Here is a 14,861-nt window from a genome sequence, read left to right as displayed (position 1 = left end):
CTGGAAACAAAAAAGCCAGGCTTGGCGCCTGGCTTTCTTTTGATGCTAAAAAGCTTACTCAGCTTCTTGCACTTCGACTTCTTCAACTTCCGGACGGTCGAGCAGTTCGACCAGTGCCATCGGAGCGTTGTCGCCAACGCGGAAGCCGAACTTCAGCACGCGCAGGTATCCGCCCGGACGGGTAGCGTAACGCGGGCCCAGAACTTCGAACAGCTTCGTGACCGAGTCACGATCGCGCAGGCGGTTGAATGCCAGACGACGATTTGCCAGCGACGGTTTCTTGCCGAGCGTGATCAGCGGCTCGACGACTTTACGGAGTTCTTTCGCCTTCGGCAGCGTGGTCTTGATGACTTCGTGCTCGATCAGCGAGTTGGACATATTACGGAGCATTGCCAGACGGTGGCTGCTCGTGCGGTTCAGTTTCCGCAAACCATGACGGTGACGCATGTTAATTCCTTCGATTCAAAGTTTTGGTCCAGCTCTTCTATCGCTCTCGAACTTCCCGCGGTTTCCCAACGGTAGCGAGTGCACGGGCCGGTAGTGAAAAAAGACAAGACGCGGATTTTAAAGGAAAATCCGCGTCTTTGCCAGTGCAGCGACGGGGTTCTGCCCCGGGATTACTTGTCCAGACCAGCCGGCGGCCAGTTCTCGAGTTTCATGCCGAGCGTCAAACCACGCGACGCCAGTACTTCCTTGATTTCGTTCAGCGACTTGCGGCCCAGATTCGGCGTCTTGAGCAGCTCGTTTTCCGTGCGCTGGATCAGGTCGCCGATGTAGTAAATGTTCTCGGCCTTCAGGCAGTTCGCGGAACGAACCGTCAGTTCGAGATCATCAACCGGGCGCAGCAGGATCGGATCGATCTGCGGCGCGCGCGACGGCGCTTCAGCCGTTGCTTCGGTGCCTTCCAGAGCAGCGAAGACCGACAGTTGATCGACCAGAATGCGCGCCGATTGACGGATCGCTTCTTCCGGCGAAATCACACCGTTGGTTTCGATGTTCATCACGAGCTTGTCGAGGTCGGTACGCTGTTCGACGCGGGCGCTTTCCACGGCATAGCTCACGCGGCGAACCGGCGAGAACGACGCATCCAGCACGATACGGCCGATGATCTTGGCCGACTCTTCGCCATAACGACGCACATTGCCCGGCACATAGCCGCGGCCCTTTTCGACCTTGATCTGCACGTCGAGCTTGCCGCCCTTCGACAGATGCGCAATCACGTGATCCGGGTTGATCACTTCGCAATCGTGCGCGAGTTCGATGTCGCCAGCGGTGACAACGCCTTCGCCTTCCTTGCGCAGCGTAACCGTCACTTCGTCACGGTTATGCAGCTTGAAGACCACGCCCTTCAGGTTCAACAACAGGTTGACCACATCCTCTTGCACACCGTCGAGCGTCGAATACTCATGCACGACTCCTGCGATCGTCACTTCGGTCGGCGCATAGCCCACCATCGACGACAGCAGCACGCGCCGGAGCGCGTTACCCAAGGTGTGGCCATAACCGCGTTCAAACGGTTCCATGACCACTTTCGCGTGGCTCTCACCAAGCGATTCAACAGCGATGATCTTGGGCTTCAACAAACTGGTTTGCATAGGTTTTCCTTTTCAATACCCTCGGCTCGTTACACCGATAAGGCTGACCGGTAACAACCTGAAAATAAACAGCCGAGACGCCCCCTTGCTTAGCGCAATCGAGGTGCCCCGGCCGTTAATCCGATTACCGCGAATACAATTCGACGATCAGGCTTTCGTTGATATCGCCAGCGATGTCGCTGCGTTCCGGCTTCTGCTTGAACGTGCCTTCGAACTTCTTCGAATCAACAGCGACCCAGCTCGGCAGACCGCCTTGCTCAGCCAGCGACAGCGCTTCGAGAATACGCGCCTGCTTCTTCTTCTGTTCGCGGACAGCAACGACGTCGCCAGCCTTCACTTGCATCGACGGGATGTTCGACACAACGCCGTTCACCGTGATCGCCTTGTGGCTCACCAGCTGACGCGCTTCAGCGCGCGTCGAGCCGAAGCCCATGCGATACACGACGTTATCCAGACGCGATTCGAGCAGTTGCAGCAGGTTTTCACCCGTGTTGCCCTTCAGGCGGTCAGCTTCAGCGAAGTAACGGCGGAATTGGCGCTCGAGGACACCGTAGATGCGCTTCACTTTTTGCTTTTCGCGCAGCTGCGTGCCGTAGTCGGACGTACGTGCACCCGAGGTGCGGCCGTGCTGGCCGGGCTTGCTGTCAAGCTTGCACTTGTCAGCGAGCGAACGACGGGCGCTCTTCAGGAAAAGGTCAGTGCCTTCACGGCGGGACAGCTTGGCCTTAGGGCCGATATAACGTGCCACGTTGATTCCTTCTATGATTAATCACGCAAATGCATGCATTCGCGCTAGTCCGAACCCTTTGGGTCGAACGGTGGGCTTAGTCAATTCAATAGCGCAAGCAGCCTGCCGCCGCGCAGGGCGGCAACAGGCGCTGGCAAAACAAGCGTCTTAGATACGACGACGCTTCGGCGGACGGCAGCCGTTGTGCGGGACGGGAGTCACGTCGGAGATCGCGGTGATCTTGATGCCAAGACCATGCAACGCGCGCACCGCCGACTCACGGCCAGGACCGGGGCCCTTGATCCGCACTTCGAGGTTCTTCACGCCGTATTCCATCGCCACGCGGCCAGCCGATTCGGCTGCCACCTGGGCTGCAAATGGGGTCGACTTACGCGAACCCTTGAAGCCCTGACCACCCGACGTTGCCCAAGCAAGTGCATTGCCTTGGCGATCAGTGATCGTGATGATGGTGTTATTGAACGACGCGTGAACGTGAACCACGCCCTCGGCGACGTTCTTCTTGACCTTCTTGCGAACGCGTTGCGCCGCGGAGTTGTTCGAAGCCTTAGCCATTACGTTTTCCTGTAACTGTCAGTTCCGCTTACTTCTTCAGCGATTGCGCTGCACGACGCGGACCCTTGCGCGTACGGGCATTCGTACGCGTGCGTTGGCCGCGCAGGGGCAAGCCCTTACGATGCCGAACGCCACGGTAGCAGCCGAGATCCATCAGGCGCTTGATGTTCATCGTCGTTTCACGGCGCAGATCGCCTTCAACGATGAACTTGCCGACTTCTTCACGCAGCTTTTCGAGGTCTGCGTCGTTCAGGTCTTTGACCTTCTTCGAAAATGCCACACCAGCAGCGACGCAAATGTCGCGCGAGCGCGTGCGGCCGATACCGTAGATAGCCGTGAGGCCGATTTCGGTATGCTGGTGATTCGGGATGTTAACCCCTGCGATACGAGCCATTGTTTTTCCTCAAACAAAAAGCGCAAGCAAAAGCGCGGCGTTCAGCCTTGACGCTGTTTGTGGCGCGGATCAGAGCTGCAAATCACGCGCACAACGCCTTTGCGCTTGATGATCTTGCAATTGCGGCAAATGCGCTTAACCGATGCCATCACTTTCATGATATTACCCTTTTTTCAAATCACTTCGCCCGGAACACGATCCGCGCACGCGACAGATCGTAAGGCGTCAATTCAACCGTCACCTTGTCGCCCGGCAAGATCCGGATGTAGTGCATCCGCATCTTCCCAGATATGTGTCCCAATACGACATGGCCGTTTTCCAGCTTCACCCTGAAGGTAGCATTAGGCAGGTTTTCGATGACTTCACCCTGCATCTGGATCACATCGTCTTTGGCCATAAGTCCTTTCAACGCATCGGGACGCCGCCGCCTTTGAAATTAGCTTTCTTCAGCAGCGATTCATACTGTTGCGACATAACGTACGACTGCACCTGCGCCATGAAATCCATTGTGACGACGACAATGATCAGCAGCGACGTTCCACCAAAATAAAACGGCACGTTCCAGCGCAGCACCAGAAACTCGGGCAGCAGACAAACGAACACGATGTAGATCGCACCGGCCAGCGTCAGACGCGTGAGGATGCGGTCAATGTATCGGGCCGTTTGATCGCCCGGGCGGATGCCTGGGACGAAAGCGCCACTCTTTTTCAGGTTGTCGGCCGTCTCTCTGCTGTTGAACACCAGTGCGGTGTAGAAGAAACAGAAGAAAACGATCGCCAACGCGTACAGCAACACGTACACGGGTTGACCGGGCTTAAGGGCTTCGGCCACGTTGTGCAACGTGTCTGCGAACCAGCTGGTACGCGACCCCGAACTAAACCAGTTCAGGATGGTTGCCGGGAAGAGAATGATCGACGATGCAAAGATCGGCGGAATCACGCCCGACATGTTCAATTTCAGCGGCAAATGCGAAGACTGACCGCCGTAAATCTTGTTACCGACTTGCCGCTTTGCGTAGTTCACAAGAATCTTGCGCTGGCCGCGTTCGATGAACACCACCAGATACGTCACAGCAGCAATCAGCGCGACGACGATAATCGCGGATATCGGACTCATCGAACCGGTTTGCACCAGCGAAACAAGACCACCGATTGCATTCGGGAAGCCCGCTGCAATCCCGCCGAAAATAATGATCGAGATACCGTTGCCAAGCCCGCGCTCCGTGATCTGCTCACCCAGCCACATCAGGAACATCGTGCCGGTCACCAGCGTCACGACCGTCGTCAACCGAAAAACCATTCCCGGATCAATCACCAGGCCAGGCTGATTTTCCAACGCCACGGCAATGCCGAACGCCTGGAACGTCGCCAGCAGGACCGTGAAGATACGCGTGTACTGCGTAATCTTCCGTTGACCCGCTTGCCCTTCCTTTTTCAGCGCTTCGAGCTGCGGCGAGACAATCGCCAGCAACTGCATGATGATCGACGCCGAAATATACGGCATGATCCCCAGCGCAAAAATCGTGAACCGCGAAAGTGCGCCACCCGAAAACATGTTGAACATGCCAAGGATGCCGCCCGACTGGCTTTGGAAAAGCTTTGCCAGCTGGTCCGGGTCAATACCCGGCACCGGAATATGCGCGCCGATACGGTAGACGATCAGCGCCAGCAGCAGGAACACTGCCCGCCGACGCAGATCGCCGAACTTCGCCGCGCCGCGACCGGGTTTTGCGAGACTCGGGCTGTTAGCCAAGTACCTTCTCCGATGCAAATGCTAGTGACGGCAATTAGCTTGCGCGTTACTCGGCAAAAGAGCCGCCGGCTGCTTCGATAGCAGCGCGCGCACCCTTCGTCGCACCCAGACCCTTCACAACGACCTTGCGCTTGAGCTCGCCCGTCGCGATGATCTTGGCGCTCTTGATCAACTCGCCGACCAAGCCGGCTTGCTTCAGAGCCAGCAGATCGATTTCATCGACCGGCAGCTTTTCCAGATCCGAGAGACGCACCTCACCAACGAATTCCTTCGTCAGCGAAGTAAAGCCACGCTTCGGCAGGCGACGTTGCAGCGGCATTTGACCGCCTTCGAAGCCAACCTTGTGAAAGCCGCCTGAGCGCGACTTCTGACCCTTGTGACCGCGGCCAGCCGTCTTGCCCAGACCGGAGCCGATACCACGGCCGACGCGACGCTTAGCGTGCTTCGAGCCTTCAGCCGGCTTCAGGTTATTCAATTCCATTATCAACTCCTTGAGTCCTGGTCAGCCGCTTAGCTGATGACCTTAACGAGGTACGAAACCTTGTTGATCATGCCGCGCACAGCCGGCGTGTCCTGCAACTCGCTAACCGAGTTGAGTCGGCGCAGGCCCAAGCCACGCACCGTTGCACGGTGCGTCTCACGGGTGCCGATCAGGCTCTTGACGAGCTGGACCTTGACAGTTTTATCAGACATGGTGTCCACCTTAGCCCAGAATATCTTCGACGGACTTGCCGCGCTTCGCCGCGATGTCGCCCGGCGTGGACTGCTTGCGCAGACCGTCGAGCGTTGCACGAACGAGGTTGTACGGGTTCGTCGAACCGTGGCTCTTAGCAACCACGTTTTGCACGCCCATTACGTCGAACACTGCGCGCATCGGGCCACCAGCGATCACGCCCGTACCGTCCTTCGCCGGAGCGAGGAGAACTGCGGATGCGCCGTGCTTACCATGCACTTCGTGTTGCAACGTACCGTTCTTCAGCGGCACCTTGAACATGTTACGGCGAGCTTGTTCCATTGCCTTTTGAACAGCAACCGGAACTTCCTTCGCTTTGCCCTTGCCCATGCCGATGCGGCCATCGCCGTCGCCAACCACGGTCAGTGCGGCGAAACCGAGAATCCGGCCGCCCTTCACAACCTTGGTCACGCGGTTGACCGAAATCATCTTTTCGCGCAGGCCGTCGTCGCGTTCGTCAGCCTGAACTTTCGCTTGCATCTTTGCCATGACGAATTCTTCCCTTAGAACTTGAGTCCGGCTTCGCGCGCCGCATCAGCCAGCGCTTTCACGCGGCCGTGGTAACGGAAACCCGAACGGTCGAAGGCGACGGATTCGATGCCGGCAGCCTTAGCCTTTTCTGCGATGCGCTTACCGATCAGCGTGGCAGCAGCGACGTTGCCGCCCTTGCCCGTTTGATCAGCCAATTGCGCACGCACTTCGGCCTCGAGCGTCGACGCGCTGGCGAGCACCTTGGTGCCGCACGGCGAGAACACTTGCGCATAGATGTGCGTGTTCGTGCGATGCACGGCGAGACGCGCGACCTGCAGCTCAGAGATCTTGATACGCGTCTGACGAGCGCGGCGCAGGCGAGATTGAGTCTTATCCATGATTGCGCACCCTTACTTCTTCTTCGTTTCTTTGAGGATCACAACCTCATTGGCGTAACGCACACCCTTGCCCTTATAGGGCTCCGGCGGGCGATAGCCGCGCACTTCTGCAGCGACCTGGCCAACTTGTTGTTTGTTGATCCCCTTGATCACGATTTCGGTTTGCGTCGGGGTCTCAGCCTTGACGCCTTCCGGCATCTGGTGCACCACAGGGTGCGAGAAACCCAGCGACAGGTTCAGCTTGTCGCCTTGCGCCTGTGCGCGGTAGCCAACGCCAACCAGCGTCAGCTTGCGCTCGAAACCCTTCGTCACGCCGTTCACCATGTTCGCAACCAGTGCGCGCATCGTGCCCGACATCGCATTCGCTTCGCGGCTTTCGTCAACCGGCTCGAAATTCAGCGTGCCGTTGTCGTTCACCACTTTCACGAGGCGGTTTGCCGCCTGCGTAATCGTACCCAGCGGGCCCTTGACGGTGATGCGATCGTCGCTCAGGGCCACTTCTGCGCCTTGCAGCGCGACCGGGCTTTTACCTACTCGAGACATGTTTCTCTCCTTTCGGCCTTAAGCGACGTAGCAGATGACTTCGCCGCCAACGCCCGTTGCACGCGCCTTGCGGTCCGTCATCACGCCCTTCGGCGTCGACACGATTGCCACGCCGAGGCCATTCATGACCACGGGGATGTCGTTACGGCCGCGGTACACACGCAGACCAGGCTTCGAAACGCGTTCAATGCGTTCGATGACCGGACGGCCAGCGTAGTACTTCAACACGATGTTCAATTCAGACTTCGCACCTTCGGACTTCACTGCGAAATCATCGATATAGCCTTCGTCCTTCAGGACCTGCGCAATCGCAACCTTGACTTTCGACGAGGGCATAGTCACCGAGACTTTCTCAACCATCTGCGCATTGCGGATGCGAGTCAGCATATCGGCGATAGGATCACTCATGCTCATTTACGTTTCTCCTATTACCAGCTCGCCTTGGTCAGGCCAGGGATCTCGCCGCGAAACGCGATTTCGCGAATCTTGTTACGCGCCAGCCCGAATTTACGGAACGTGCCACGCGGGCGACCGGTAATTGCGCAACGATTGCGCTTACGGGTCGGATTAGAGTTGCGCGGCAGTTGTTGCAGTTCCAGACGTGCTGCGTAATGCTCTTCGTCCGACTTGCTCATATCGCCGATGATCGCTTTCAGCTCTGCACGCTTGGGAGCGTACTTAGCGGCCAGGCGAGCACGCTTCTTTTCACGTTCGATCAGTGCCAGTTTAGCCACGGTAACCTCAGTTTCTGAACGGGAACTTGAAGCTGGCGAGCAGAGCCTTTGCTTCGTCGTCGGTCTTCGCAGTCGTCGTGATGCTGATGTTCAGCCCACGCAGTGCGTCGATCTTGTCGTAGTCGATTTCGGGGAAAATGATCTGCTCTTTCACACCGATGTTGTAGTTGCCGCGACCATCGAATGCACGACCCGACACGCCACGGAAGTCACGCACACGGGGGAGCGCGACCGTCACGAAACGGTCCAGAAATTCGTACATTGCTTGACCACGCAACGTGACCATTGCACCGATCGGATAGCCTTGACGGATCTTGAAGCCAGCGATTGCCTTGCGTGCCTTCGTGATCACCGGCTTCTGGCCTGCGATCTTCGTCAGGTCGCCAACGGCGTTTTCGATGATCTTCTTGTCAGCAACGGCTTCGCCAAGACCCATGTTCAGGGTGATCTTGGTGATGCGCGGCACTTCCATCACGGACTTGTAACCGAACTTCTCGATGAGGCCGGGTACAACCTTTTCTTTGTAAAACTCTTGCAAACGAGCCATTTTTTTACTCCGCAGCGTCAGGCGCTCAGCTCGGCACCGGTCGTTTTAAGGAAACGGACTTTCTTGTCTCCCTCGACCTTGATGCCTACACGCGACGCCTTGCCATTCGCGTCGACCAATGCGACGTTCGAAATTTGCAGCGGCATCGTCTTGGCTTCCACACCGCCCGTCGTACCCTTCATCGGGTTCGGCTTGACGTGCTTCTTGACGAGGTTAATACCCTCGACAATCACTTTGCCTTCGCCAACGGACAGCACGACGCCGCGCTTGCCTTTATCTTTGCCGGTGATGACGATAACTTCGTCACCTTTGCGAATCTTGTTCATCGCGACTCCTTACAGCACTTCAGGTGCCAACGAAACGATCTTCATGAATCGTTCGCTGCGCAACTCGCGCGTGACAGGCCCGAAAATACGGGTGCCAATAGGTTCGAGCTTGGCATTCAACAACACAGCGGCGTTGCCATCGAACTTGATCAGCGAGCCGTCCTGACGGCGCACGCCCTTGGCGGTGCGAACCACCACGGCGTTATAAATTTCGCCTTTCTTCACGCGCCCGCGCGGCGTTGCTTCTTTGACGGTCACCTTGATGATGTCGCCAATGCTGGCATAACGACGCTTCGAGCCGCCGAGCACCTTGATGCACATGACTTCACGTGCACCCGTGTTGTCGGCCACTTCAAGCCGAGTTTCGGTCTGGATCATGGTTTATCTTTCCCAACTTAATCCGGCCACACCACCATGGCGTACCCGGTCAGTCTTGGTCCCGTCAGCCAATCGGCTGCTTGGGTATGAACAGCAGCGACGGCAAACGAAACCCGCCATCGCAATCCGGTGAATCCTTCGGAACAGACTGGCGCCTGATCCGCTTCCCCCACCAACTTCGCCCGCGACGGGGCTCCCATAAAAGAGGGAAGACCGAGATTATAACAAATAATCTCGGTCTTGCAAGCGAAACTTACTGCGATTTCAATTACTTCTACAACATTGCGGCGTCAGATGACGCGAGCAGCCTCGACCAGGCGAGCCACAACCCAAGCTTTCGTCTTCGAAATCGGACGCGTTTCCTGGATTTCAACGAGGTCGCCCTCGTTGTACGTGTTCGCATCGTCGTGCGCGTGGTACTTCTTCGAACGCACAACGTACTTGCCGTAGATCGGGTGCTTCACGCGGTGCTCAACCAGCACGGTGACCGTCTTGTCCATCTTGTTGCTGACGACCTTGCCGACCAGCGTCCGCTTGAGCGAGGTTTTTACGCTATCGTTCATTTCTGGTTCGCCTTCTCAGTCAGGACGGTCCGCACACGTGCGATGTCGCGACGAACCTTCTTCAGCTGGCTCGTGTTCGTGAGCTGCTGGGTCGCGAGTTGCATGCGCAGGCCGAATTGCGCCTTCAACAGGTCCGACAGCTCCTTGTTGAGCGCGGCCTGATCTTTCTGGTGAAGTTCGGAAGCCTTCATCATTTGCTCCTTAGGCGCCGAGCTGACGCACGATAAACGTCGTCTTGAGCGGCAGCTTAGCTGCAGCCAGACGGAACGCTTCGCGTGCCAGCTCTTCGGTTACGCCGTCCATTTCGTACAGCATCTTGCCCGGTTGAATCTCTGCGACGTAGTACTCAGGGTTACCTTTACCGTTACCCATCCGTACTTCAGCCGGCTTGTGCGAGATCGGCTTGTCCGGGAAGATGCGGATCCAGATGCGGCCACCACGCTTGATGTGACGCGTCATTGCACGACGTGCCGCTTCAATCTGGCGCGCGGTCAAGCGACCACGACCGATAGCCTTCAGGCCGAACTCACCGAACGACACCGCGTTGCCGCGGGTAGCGATACCGGTGTTACGACCCTTCTGCTCTTTGCGATACTTTCTGCGTTTCGGTTGCAGCATCGTTATTCTCCAGTCTTCCCGCCGTCGCCGGCACCGCCAGCACGACGGGGAGCGCCACGGCGTGCACCTGCCGGGCCACCACCTTCACCATCGCGACGCGGACGGCGATCGCCACCCGGACGTGCGTTGCGGCGCGGACGCTTTTCTTCGGCGACTTCTTCAACCACCGGTGCGTCGTTGCGGCCGAGCGTGTCGCCCTTGTAGACCCACACCTTCACGCCGATGATGCCGTACGTCGTCTTTGCTTCCGACGTTGCGTAGTCGATATCAGCACGCAGCGTATGAAGCGGCACGCGACCTTCGCGATACCATTCCGTACGAGCGATTTCGATACCGTTCAGGCGGCCAGCGCTCATGATCTTGATGCCTTGAGCACCCAGACGCATCGCGTTTTGCATCGCACGCTTCATCGCGCGGCGGAACATAATCCGGCGCTCGAGCTGTTGCGTGATCGAATCCGCGATCAGTTGCGCATCGGTTTCCGGCTTACGGATTTCTTCGATGTTGACGTGAACCGGAACGCCCATGCGCTTTTGCAGCTCGGACTTCAGCAGTTCAATGTCTTCACCCTTCTTACCGATCACGACACCCGGACGCGAGCTGAAAATCGTGATACGGGCGTTCTTTGCAGGACGCTCGATCACAACGCGGCCGACGGACGCGTTCTTCAGCTTTTTCTTCAGGTATTCACGAACACCGATGTCTTCCTGCAACATCGCCGCGAAATTGTTGTTGTTCGCGTACCAACGCGACGCCCAATTGCGGCTGACGGCCAAACGGAAGCCAGTCGGATGAATTTTCTGTCCCATCGTATGACCCCTTAATTCCCGACCGTCACAGTGATGTGACAGGATTGCTTCTCGATGCGGTTACCGCGGCCTTTAGCGCGCGCGGTAAAACGCTTGAGCGACGCAGCCTTGTCGATGTAGATGCTCGTGATCTTGAGCTCATCGATATCGGCGCCTTCGTTATGCTCCGCATTCGCGATCGCCGACAGCACGACCTTTTTCACGATTCCCGCAGCCTTCTTCGGCGAAAACGTCAGAACGTTCAGCGCCTTGTCGACCGGCAAACCGCGGATCTGGTCAGCCACAAGGCGCGTTTTCTGCGCCGAGATGCGGGCACCGCGATGAATTGCTTTCACTTCCATCATGAGCCCCTTATTTCTTAGCCTTCTTGTCGGCTGCATGACCCTTGAACGTACGGGTCAGTGCGAACTCGCCAAGCTTGTGGCCGACCATGTTTTCCGAGATGTACACCGGAACGTGTTGACGGCCGTTATGAACGGCGATCGTCAGACCGATGAAATCCGGGAGGATCGTCGAGCGACGCGACCAGGTTTTGATCGGCTTCTTATCCCGCGAAGCTGCTGCCGCCTCAACTTTCTTCAGCAAATGGGCGTCGCAGAACGGACCTTTTTTTACAGAACGTGCCATTGCCTACTCCTTAACGCTTGTGACGGCGCTGGACGATCATGCTCGTCGTGCGCTTGTTGCTGCGGGTGCGATAACCCTTAGCAGGTGTGCCCCACGGGCTCACCGGATCGCGACCTGCAGCCGTCTTGCCTTCACCACCACCGTGCGGGTGATCGACCGGGTTCATTGCAACGCCACGCACCGTCGGGCGGATACCGCGCCAGCGGTTCGCGCCAGCCTTACCGATTTGACGGAGGCTATGCTCTTCGTTGCCAACTTCACCAATCGTCGCGCGGCACTCAACGTGAACGCGGCGGATTTCACCCGAGCGCAGGCGGACCTGTGCGTAGATGCCTTCACGAGCCAGCAGCATCGCCGACGTACCAGCCGAACGCGCCATTTGCGCGCCCTTGCCAGGCAGCATTTCGATGCAGTGAATCGTCGTACCGACCGGAATGTTGCGGATCGGCAGCGTGTTGCCTGCACGAATCGGCGCTTCCGAACCTGACATCAGTTGCTGACCGACGGTGATACCCTTCGGAGCGATGATGTAGCGGCGTTCGCCGTCTGCGTACAGAACCAGCGCAATGTTCGCGCTACGGTTCGGATCGTACTCAAGGCGTTCGACCTTCGCTGCGATACCGTCCTTGTTGCGACGGAAATCGACGACACGATAGTGATGCTTGTGACCACCACCCTTATGACGGGTCGTGATGTGGCCGTTGTTGTTACGGCCGGCGGTCGTGGATTGCGAGTCGAGCAGCGGTGCGAACGGCTTGCCTTTATGCAGATCCTTGTTGACCACCTTGACCATCGCACGGCGGCCCGGCGAAGTCGGCTTAACTTTAACGATTGCCATGATTACTTGGCCTCCGCTTCAAAGTTGATTTCCTGGCCGGGCTTCAGGCAGACATACGCCTTCTTCACGTCCTTGCGCTTGCCCATGAAGCGGCCAAAGCGCTTGGCTTTGCCCTTCGAGACCAGCACGTTGACGGAATTGACTTCCACCTTGAACAGCAGCTCGACTGCAGCTTTCACTTCCTGCTTCGTGGCATCGGGCGCGACTTCGAACACGACTTGCTCGTTCTTGTCGGCCACCAGCGTCGCCTTTTCGGAGATCACCGGCGCGAGCAGGACCTGCATCAAACGATGATCGTTCTTGCGAATCTCGCTCATGACAGCAACTCCTCGATCTGGGCGACCGCAGCCTTCGTGATCAGGATCTTCTTGAAGTAGATCAGCGACAGCGGGTCGGCGTAACGCGGCTCGACAACTGCCACATGGGCGAGGTTGCGCGACGCGAGGTACAGGTTTTCGTCAACCGTGTCGGTAATCACCAGCACGGAGTCGAGACCCATCGCCTTGAATTTTTCGGCCAGCAGCTTCGTCTTCGGCGCTTCGAGCGTCAGCTCGTCGACTACCGAGATACGGCCTTCGCGGGCCAGCTGCGAGAAGATCGAGCAGAGACCTGCGCGATGCATCTTCTTGTTGACCTTGTGCGAAAAGTTTTCTTCCGGCGAATTCGGGAAGATCCGGCCACCGCCGCGCCACAACGGGCTCGACGACATACCGGCACGGGCGCGACCCGTACCCTTCTGGCGCCACGGCTTCTTGGTCGTGTGCTTGACTTGCTCACGGTCCTTCTGCGCGCGGTTACCGCTACGGGCATTCGCTTGATACGCCACCACCACCTGGTGAATCAGGGCTTCGTTGTAATCGCGGCCGAACACGACGTCCGACGCGCTAACGCCTGCACCTTCCTGACCATTGGCATTCAGGAGCTTAAGTTCCATTATTTCGCTCCTTTCACGGCACGCGTCTTCACGGCCGGCGTAACGAATACCTTGCCACCCTTCGCACCCGGAACGGCGCCCTTGACCAGCAACAGCTTGCGGTCAGCGTCGATACGAGCGATTTCGAGGTTTTGCACGGTTACCGTATCGTCACCCATGTGACCGGTCATGCGCTTACCCGGGAAAACACGACCCGGATCCTGCGCCATACCGATCGAACCCGGCACGTTGTGCGAGCGCGAGTTACCGTGCGATGCACGGCCGGATGCGAAGTTGTAACGCTTGATGGTACCGGCGTAGCCCTTACCGATCGACACGCCTTGCACGTCGACCTTCTGGCCTACTTCGAACAGGTCGGGACCGACCACGGTGCCGTTCGACAACTCGGCAGCCTTGGCAGCATCGATCTGGAATTCTTTGAGGATTTCACCGGCTTGAACACCGGCTTTGGCGAGATGACCGGCCAACGGCTTCGTCACGCGCGATGCACGGCGCGTACCGAATGCAACCTGCACGGCCGTGTAGCCGTCGGTTTCAACAGTCTTGATCTGCGTCACGCGGTTGTCGGACACGTCCAGCACGGTAACGGGAATCGAATCCCCTTCTGCCGTGAAGATACGGGTCATGCCAACCTTGCGACCTACGAGTCCAAGGCTCATCGTTTTCTCCATTCCCGACTGCGATTGGTCGGGGCTAATTTACAAAATGCCGGTGCCGTTTCGGGCATGAATTCATGCTGCAGCACACCGACTTTTTTGCGCAAATGCGCGAAAAGCCCACTATTATAGCGAGGCCTTTCGTTTTCTGCAAGCAATCAATGACTTAGCGCTGCCGGGCATGCCTGGCAACGTTTTGAAGCCTTATTGCAGCTTGATTTCCACGTCCACGCCAGCCGGCAGATCCAGCTTCATCAATGCGTCAACGGTCTTATCCGTCGGATCGACGATGTCCATCAGACGTTGGTGCGTACGGATTTCGAGCTGGTCGCGCGACGTCTTGTTGACGTGCGGCGAACGCAGGATGTCGAAGCGTTGAATACGGGTCGGCAGGGGAACCGGACCACGAACGATTGCGCCAGTCCGCTTTGCCGTGTCGACGATTTCAGCAGCCGATTGATCGATCAGGCGATAGTCGAAAGCCTTCAGGCGAATACGGATTTTCTGGTTCTGCATGACAATTCCTTGGAAAGAGCGAGGCGATATTGCACCGCCAGACAGTAAAAGAACGTAGAGCCGGATGCCCGCTGAGGGCGGGCGCCCGGCTCCGGGCACCACTTACAGCAAATACGTCAATCCGCGATT

The 14,861-nt window shown here is 57.7% G+C and carries 29 protein-coding genes; all 29 read right to left on the bottom strand.

The window, feature by feature from the left end:
- Positions 1 to 54 precede the first annotated feature (54 nt).
- Positions 55 to 447, bottom strand: coding sequence for a 50S ribosomal protein L17 (rplQ, locus tag P0D70_RS34650; RefSeq protein WP_006052227.1), 393 nt, complete (start codon positions 445 to 447; stop codon positions 55 to 57).
- 170 nt (positions 448 to 617) lie between these two features.
- Positions 618 to 1,595 (bottom strand): DNA-directed RNA polymerase subunit alpha, encoded by a 978-nt coding sequence (locus tag P0D70_RS34645; protein WP_028199575.1) that lies wholly within the window; start codon positions 1,593 to 1,595, stop codon positions 618 to 620.
- A gap of 124 nt (positions 1,596 to 1,719) precedes the next feature.
- The gene (gene rpsD, locus P0D70_RS34640; protein WP_007180123.1) at positions 1,720 to 2,343 is read right to left on the bottom strand and encodes a 30S ribosomal protein S4; all 624 of its coding nucleotides are present in this window, start codon (positions 2,341 to 2,343) and stop codon (positions 1,720 to 1,722) included.
- 147 nt (positions 2,344 to 2,490) lie between these two features.
- Positions 2,491 to 2,895, bottom strand: coding sequence for a 30S ribosomal protein S11 (gene rpsK, locus P0D70_RS34635; protein WP_006052224.1), 405 nt, complete (start codon positions 2,893 to 2,895; stop codon positions 2,491 to 2,493).
- Between the two features lie 28 nt (positions 2,896 to 2,923).
- On the bottom strand, positions 2,924 to 3,289 hold the full coding sequence (rpsM, locus tag P0D70_RS34630) for a 30S ribosomal protein S13 (protein ID WP_006052223.1): 366 nt from the start codon (positions 3,287 to 3,289) through the stop codon (positions 2,924 to 2,926).
- Positions 3,290 to 3,330: 41 nt separating this feature from the next.
- The gene (rpmJ, locus tag P0D70_RS34625; RefSeq protein ID WP_004199844.1) at positions 3,331 to 3,447 is read right to left on the bottom strand and encodes a 50S ribosomal protein L36; all 117 of its coding nucleotides are present in this window, start codon (positions 3,445 to 3,447) and stop codon (positions 3,331 to 3,333) included.
- 20 nt (positions 3,448 to 3,467) lie between these two features.
- Positions 3,468 to 3,686, bottom strand: a complete 219-nt coding sequence (gene infA, locus P0D70_RS34620) for a translation initiation factor IF-1 (RefSeq protein WP_004521905.1) — start codon at positions 3,684 to 3,686, stop codon at positions 3,468 to 3,470.
- 8 nt (positions 3,687 to 3,694) lie between these two features.
- The gene (gene secY, locus P0D70_RS34615; RefSeq protein WP_091798353.1) at positions 3,695 to 5,041 is read right to left on the bottom strand and encodes a preprotein translocase subunit SecY; all 1,347 of its coding nucleotides are present in this window, start codon (positions 5,039 to 5,041) and stop codon (positions 3,695 to 3,697) included.
- Positions 5,042 to 5,087: 46 nt separating this feature from the next.
- On the bottom strand, positions 5,088 to 5,522 hold the full coding sequence (rplO, locus tag P0D70_RS34610; protein WP_007180125.1) for a 50S ribosomal protein L15: 435 nt from the start codon (positions 5,520 to 5,522) through the stop codon (positions 5,088 to 5,090).
- Between the two features lie 29 nt (positions 5,523 to 5,551).
- A complete protein-coding gene (gene rpmD / locus P0D70_RS34605) occupies positions 5,552 to 5,734 on the bottom strand; it encodes a 50S ribosomal protein L30 (RefSeq protein WP_007180126.1) in 183 nt (60 codons plus the stop codon).
- Positions 5,735 to 5,744: 10 nt separating this feature from the next.
- Positions 5,745 to 6,263, bottom strand: a complete 519-nt coding sequence (rpsE, locus tag P0D70_RS34600; protein ID WP_007180127.1) for a 30S ribosomal protein S5 — start codon at positions 6,261 to 6,263, stop codon at positions 5,745 to 5,747.
- Between the two features lie 14 nt (positions 6,264 to 6,277).
- Positions 6,278 to 6,643 carry a 50S ribosomal protein L18 gene (gene rplR, locus P0D70_RS34595; protein WP_144137971.1) on the bottom strand — a complete coding sequence of 122 codons (366 nt, stop codon included), beginning with the start codon at positions 6,641 to 6,643 and terminating at the stop codon, positions 6,278 to 6,280.
- Positions 6,644 to 6,655: 12 nt separating this feature from the next.
- Positions 6,656 to 7,186 carry a 50S ribosomal protein L6 gene (gene rplF, locus P0D70_RS34590; protein ID WP_012434569.1) on the bottom strand — a complete coding sequence of 177 codons (531 nt, stop codon included), beginning with the start codon at positions 7,184 to 7,186 and terminating at the stop codon, positions 6,656 to 6,658.
- An 18-nt stretch (positions 7,187 to 7,204) separates the two neighbouring features.
- A complete protein-coding gene (rpsH, locus tag P0D70_RS34585; RefSeq protein WP_006052216.1) occupies positions 7,205 to 7,600 on the bottom strand; it encodes a 30S ribosomal protein S8 in 396 nt (131 codons plus the stop codon).
- Between the two features lie 14 nt (positions 7,601 to 7,614).
- Positions 7,615 to 7,920 (bottom strand): 30S ribosomal protein S14, encoded by a 306-nt coding sequence (rpsN, locus tag P0D70_RS34580; RefSeq protein ID WP_006052215.1) that lies wholly within the window; start codon positions 7,918 to 7,920, stop codon positions 7,615 to 7,617.
- Positions 7,921 to 7,927: 7 nt separating this feature from the next.
- The gene (gene rplE, locus P0D70_RS34575; protein ID WP_006052214.1) at positions 7,928 to 8,467 is read right to left on the bottom strand and encodes a 50S ribosomal protein L5; all 540 of its coding nucleotides are present in this window, start codon (positions 8,465 to 8,467) and stop codon (positions 7,928 to 7,930) included.
- A 17-nt stretch (positions 8,468 to 8,484) separates the two neighbouring features.
- Positions 8,485 to 8,793 (bottom strand): 50S ribosomal protein L24, encoded by a 309-nt coding sequence (gene rplX, locus P0D70_RS34570; protein WP_006052213.1) that lies wholly within the window; start codon positions 8,791 to 8,793, stop codon positions 8,485 to 8,487.
- 9 nt (positions 8,794 to 8,802) lie between these two features.
- On the bottom strand, positions 8,803 to 9,171 hold the full coding sequence (gene rplN / locus P0D70_RS34565) for a 50S ribosomal protein L14 (RefSeq protein ID WP_006052212.1): 369 nt from the start codon (positions 9,169 to 9,171) through the stop codon (positions 8,803 to 8,805).
- Between the two features lie 290 nt (positions 9,172 to 9,461).
- Positions 9,462 to 9,734 carry a 30S ribosomal protein S17 gene (rpsQ, locus tag P0D70_RS34560; RefSeq protein WP_007180129.1) on the bottom strand — a complete coding sequence of 91 codons (273 nt, stop codon included), beginning with the start codon at positions 9,732 to 9,734 and terminating at the stop codon, positions 9,462 to 9,464.
- Positions 9,731 to 9,925, bottom strand: a complete 195-nt coding sequence (rpmC, locus tag P0D70_RS34555) for a 50S ribosomal protein L29 (RefSeq protein ID WP_007180130.1) — start codon at positions 9,923 to 9,925, stop codon at positions 9,731 to 9,733. The genes rpsQ and rpmC overlap by 4 nt, the downstream gene beginning before the upstream one ends.
- A 10-nt stretch (positions 9,926 to 9,935) precedes the next feature.
- Positions 9,936 to 10,352 (bottom strand): 50S ribosomal protein L16, encoded by a 417-nt coding sequence (gene rplP, locus P0D70_RS34550; RefSeq protein WP_007180131.1) that lies wholly within the window; start codon positions 10,350 to 10,352, stop codon positions 9,936 to 9,938.
- A 2-nt stretch (positions 10,353 to 10,354) separates the two neighbouring features.
- Complete coding sequence (gene rpsC, locus P0D70_RS34545; RefSeq protein ID WP_007180132.1) at positions 10,355 to 11,161, bottom strand: 30S ribosomal protein S3; 807 nt, start codon at positions 11,159 to 11,161, stop codon at positions 10,355 to 10,357.
- A gap of 11 nt (positions 11,162 to 11,172) precedes the next feature.
- Positions 11,173 to 11,505, bottom strand: coding sequence for a 50S ribosomal protein L22 (gene rplV / locus P0D70_RS34540; RefSeq protein WP_007180133.1), 333 nt, complete (start codon positions 11,503 to 11,505; stop codon positions 11,173 to 11,175).
- 7 nt (positions 11,506 to 11,512) lie between these two features.
- Positions 11,513 to 11,788, bottom strand: coding sequence for a 30S ribosomal protein S19 (rpsS, locus tag P0D70_RS34535; protein WP_004199273.1), 276 nt, complete (start codon positions 11,786 to 11,788; stop codon positions 11,513 to 11,515).
- A gap of 10 nt (positions 11,789 to 11,798) precedes the next feature.
- The gene (rplB, locus tag P0D70_RS34530; protein WP_091798350.1) at positions 11,799 to 12,626 is read right to left on the bottom strand and encodes a 50S ribosomal protein L2; all 828 of its coding nucleotides are present in this window, start codon (positions 12,624 to 12,626) and stop codon (positions 11,799 to 11,801) included.
- Between the two features lie 2 nt (positions 12,627 to 12,628).
- Complete coding sequence (rplW, locus tag P0D70_RS34525) at positions 12,629 to 12,943, bottom strand: 50S ribosomal protein L23 (protein ID WP_007180135.1); 315 nt, start codon at positions 12,941 to 12,943, stop codon at positions 12,629 to 12,631.
- Positions 12,940 to 13,560, bottom strand: coding sequence for a 50S ribosomal protein L4 (gene rplD / locus P0D70_RS34520; protein ID WP_007180136.1), 621 nt, complete (start codon positions 13,558 to 13,560; stop codon positions 12,940 to 12,942). Before rplD ends, rplW begins: the two co-directional genes overlap by 4 nt.
- Positions 13,560 to 14,219, bottom strand: coding sequence for a 50S ribosomal protein L3 (rplC, locus tag P0D70_RS34515; protein WP_007180137.1), 660 nt, complete (start codon positions 14,217 to 14,219; stop codon positions 13,560 to 13,562). The genes rplD and rplC overlap by 1 nt, the downstream gene beginning before the upstream one ends.
- A gap of 201 nt (positions 14,220 to 14,420) precedes the next feature.
- Complete coding sequence (gene rpsJ / locus P0D70_RS34510; RefSeq protein WP_006998489.1) at positions 14,421 to 14,732, bottom strand: 30S ribosomal protein S10; 312 nt, start codon at positions 14,730 to 14,732, stop codon at positions 14,421 to 14,423.
- Between the last annotated feature and the right edge of the window lie 129 nt (positions 14,733 to 14,861).

Source organism: Paraburkholderia sp. RL17-381-BIF-C (genome assembly GCF_046026435.1).
In the GTDB taxonomy this organism is placed as follows: Bacteria; Pseudomonadota; Gammaproteobacteria; order Burkholderiales; family Burkholderiaceae; genus Paraburkholderia.
This window is presented reverse-complemented; position numbering and strand designations above follow the sequence as displayed.

What these genes read in the sequence shown, in the direction of transcription:
- rplE (WP_006052214.1), bottom strand. Translation starts at nt 8,467, where the DNA reads ATGGCTCGTTTGCAAGAGTTTTACAAAGAAAAGGTTGTACCCGGCCTC.
- rplV (WP_007180133.1), bottom strand. Translation starts at nt 11,505, where the DNA reads ATGATGGAAGTGAAAGCAATTCATCGCGGTGCCCGCATCTCGGCGCAG.
- rpsJ (WP_006998489.1), bottom strand. Translation starts at nt 14,732, where the DNA reads ATGCAGAACCAGAAAATCCGTATTCGCCTGAAGGCTTTCGACTATCGC.
- rpsH (WP_006052216.1), bottom strand. Translation starts at nt 7,600, where the DNA reads ATGAGCATGAGTGATCCTATCGCCGATATGCTGACTCGCATCCGCAAT.
- rplO (WP_007180125.1), bottom strand. Translation starts at nt 5,522, where the DNA reads ATGGAATTGAATAACCTGAAGCCGGCTGAAGGCTCGAAGCACGCTAAG.
- rpsE (WP_007180127.1), bottom strand. Translation starts at nt 6,263, where the DNA reads ATGGCAAAGATGCAAGCGAAAGTTCAGGCTGACGAACGCGACGACGGC.
- infA (WP_004521905.1), bottom strand. Translation starts at nt 3,686, where the DNA reads ATGGCCAAAGACGATGTGATCCAGATGCAGGGTGAAGTCATCGAAAAC.
- rplX (WP_006052213.1), bottom strand. Translation starts at nt 8,793, where the DNA reads ATGAACAAGATTCGCAAAGGTGACGAAGTTATCGTCATCACCGGCAAA.
- rpsK (WP_006052224.1), bottom strand. Translation starts at nt 2,895, where the DNA reads ATGGCTAAGGCTTCGAACAACTCCGCGGCGCAACGCGTTCGCAAGAAG.
- rplN (WP_006052212.1), bottom strand. Translation starts at nt 9,171, where the DNA reads ATGATCCAGACCGAAACTCGGCTTGAAGTGGCCGACAACACGGGTGCA.
- rplQ (WP_006052227.1), bottom strand. Translation starts at nt 447, where the DNA reads ATGCGTCACCGTCATGGTTTGCGGAAACTGAACCGCACGAGCAGCCAC.
- rpsM (WP_006052223.1), bottom strand. Translation starts at nt 3,289, where the DNA reads ATGGCTCGTATCGCAGGGGTTAACATCCCGAATCACCAGCATACCGAA.
- rplB (WP_091798350.1), bottom strand. Translation starts at nt 12,626, where the DNA reads ATGGCAATCGTTAAAGTTAAGCCGACTTCGCCGGGCCGCCGTGCGATG.
- rplF (WP_012434569.1), bottom strand. Translation starts at nt 7,186, where the DNA reads ATGTCTCGAGTAGGTAAAAGCCCGGTCGCGCTGCAAGGCGCAGAAGTG.
- P0D70_RS34645 (WP_028199575.1), bottom strand. Translation starts at nt 1,595, where the DNA reads ATGCAAACCAGTTTGTTGAAGCCCAAGATCATCGCTGTTGAATCGCTT.
- rplR (WP_144137971.1), bottom strand. Translation starts at nt 6,643, where the DNA reads ATGGATAAGACTCAATCTCGCCTGCGCCGCGCTCGTCAGACGCGTATC.
- rpmJ (WP_004199844.1), bottom strand. Translation starts at nt 3,447, where the DNA reads ATGAAAGTGATGGCATCGGTTAAGCGCATTTGCCGCAATTGCAAGATC.
- rplP (WP_007180131.1), bottom strand. Translation starts at nt 10,352, where the DNA reads ATGCTGCAACCGAAACGCAGAAAGTATCGCAAAGAGCAGAAGGGTCGT.
- rpmC (WP_007180130.1), bottom strand. Translation starts at nt 9,925, where the DNA reads ATGAAGGCTTCCGAACTTCACCAGAAAGATCAGGCCGCGCTCAACAAG.
- rplC (WP_007180137.1), bottom strand. Translation starts at nt 14,219, where the DNA reads ATGAGCCTTGGACTCGTAGGTCGCAAGGTTGGCATGACCCGTATCTTC.
- rpmD (WP_007180126.1), bottom strand. Translation starts at nt 5,734, where the DNA reads ATGTCTGATAAAACTGTCAAGGTCCAGCTCGTCAAGAGCCTGATCGGC.
- rplD (WP_007180136.1), bottom strand. Translation starts at nt 13,560, where the DNA reads ATGGAACTTAAGCTCCTGAATGCCAATGGTCAGGAAGGTGCAGGCGTT.
- rpsC (WP_007180132.1), bottom strand. Translation starts at nt 11,161, where the DNA reads ATGGGACAGAAAATTCATCCGACTGGCTTCCGTTTGGCCGTCAGCCGC.
- rplW (WP_007180135.1), bottom strand. Translation starts at nt 12,943, where the DNA reads ATGAGCGAGATTCGCAAGAACGATCATCGTTTGATGCAGGTCCTGCTC.
- rpsQ (WP_007180129.1), bottom strand. Translation starts at nt 9,734, where the DNA reads ATGAACGATAGCGTAAAAACCTCGCTCAAGCGGACGCTGGTCGGCAAG.
- rpsS (WP_004199273.1), bottom strand. Translation starts at nt 11,788, where the DNA reads ATGGCACGTTCTGTAAAAAAAGGTCCGTTCTGCGACGCCCATTTGCTG.